Source organism: Moorena sp. SIO3I6 (genome assembly GCF_010672095.1).
Genome location: NZ_JAAHHU010001409.1, coordinates 1 through 1,317 on the forward strand (window position 1 = coordinate 1; position 1,317 = coordinate 1,317).

Here is a 1,317-nt window from a genome sequence, read left to right on the forward strand (position 1 = left end):
TCAAAAAGAGATCACTGCTCTCGTTGCTGTCATGGTATTCAGTGTAGTAAATTGTATAGTAAAATAGCGGATTATGGGGAGATTAATACTAAAATTACTGAAAGCAATTTCTAGGATTTATAAAATAAGTAAACTACACAAGTTTTTAATTTTAGTAAATAGCTATGCAGCCAGTAAAAAGGGGAGCCAGTTGCTGATATGACTCCCCATCTTCTAAAGTTTCCTGTGTTTCATTATACCGATCAGGTGACTGGGATCAGAAATGCGATCGCGTAGCGTGGCCTACGGCCAATCGCTTTTCCATACTGTCGTTCTTTCTGATCAGACTTCAGCTTTCGAGTTCCCTAAGTTATAGATTTACCACTGTGAGATGCACCCATTAAGTTCAGGCTATAATCATAGTCTGCGTTAATCTTGAACAGAGGTCAAACCAATGGTAGTTCGGCAACCTCGCTATAGCAAAGAAGAATTTGCTAGGCATGGAGATTACATCTATCAGACTAAAGTACGCCCTTTGGTTGAAGCAGGCAATAATGGCAGAATCCTAGCCATTGACATTGAAACTGGGGACTTTGAGCTGGCTGATGATATTCTCAGTGCTACAAATGGTTTGTTTGAGCGACTCCCAAATGCCCAGCCTTGGATTGTTCGGATTGGGCATCGAGCTGTTCACCGTTTCGGCGCACGGAGCCTCAAACAACATGTATGATGTACGGTGTGGTAAATACAAACTGTGAGGCAACGATTCGGCTAGTCGTTGGTAATGAAAATGCCCAAAGGCGAGTGATTGACGCTGTTATTGATACTGGTTATACAGGTTTCTTAAGCTTGCCCCGCGAAACCATCATTGCCCTAAATTTACCTTGGACTGGAGTTGAGCGAGGAACTTTGGGTGATGGTAGCGAAGCCACCTTTGAGGTATATGCGGCAACTGTAATCTGGGATGGTGAATACCAAAGCATTCCTGTCAATGAAACTGAAACTGATCCGTTGGTCGGAATGAGCTTACTTTACGGCTACGACTTGCGGATTCAAGCTGTGGAAGGTGGCACTGTCATAATCGAAGCATTATAATCATTACTGTCGTTCTTTCTGATCAGGCTTCAGCTCCAGTTTTAACTATTCCGATTAAGCTATTATTTGCTCAATTGGCTGCAAGTAATTAATCCAATGGTGGGCAGTGGTTACCAACAGCTAAAACCCAGCTGCTCGGTGTCATCCACTGCCCACCCTACATCGACACTTATCCCTTAGTCTCCAAACTCATCAAAAAACAACCTACGGCTACCTAGGAATAAACCAGGGCTATTGTCTCCA

At 43.2% G+C, this 1,317-nt stretch carries 2 protein-coding genes; both read left to right on the forward strand.

Going from position 1 to position 1,317, the window contains the following annotated elements; translation table 11 throughout:
* Positions 1-433: 433 nt before the first annotated feature.
* Positions 434-709 (forward strand): hypothetical protein, encoded by a 276-nt coding sequence (locus F6K49_RS49775; RefSeq protein ID WP_293110208.1) that lies wholly within the window; start codon positions 434-436, stop codon positions 707-709.
* On the forward strand, positions 706-1,074 hold the full coding sequence (locus F6K49_RS49780; protein WP_293036607.1) for a clan AA aspartic protease: 369 nt from the start codon (positions 706-708) through the stop codon (positions 1,072-1,074). The genes F6K49_RS49775 and F6K49_RS49780 overlap by 4 nt, the downstream gene beginning before the upstream one ends.
* Positions 1,075-1,317 lie beyond the last annotated feature (243 nt).

What these genes read in the sequence shown, in the direction of transcription:
- F6K49_RS49780 (WP_293036607.1), top strand. Translation starts at nt 706, where the DNA reads ATGATGTACGGTGTGGTAAATACAAACTGTGAGGCAACGATTCGGCTA.
- F6K49_RS49775 (WP_293110208.1), top strand. Translation starts at nt 434, where the DNA reads ATGGTAGTTCGGCAACCTCGCTATAGCAAAGAAGAATTTGCTAGGCAT.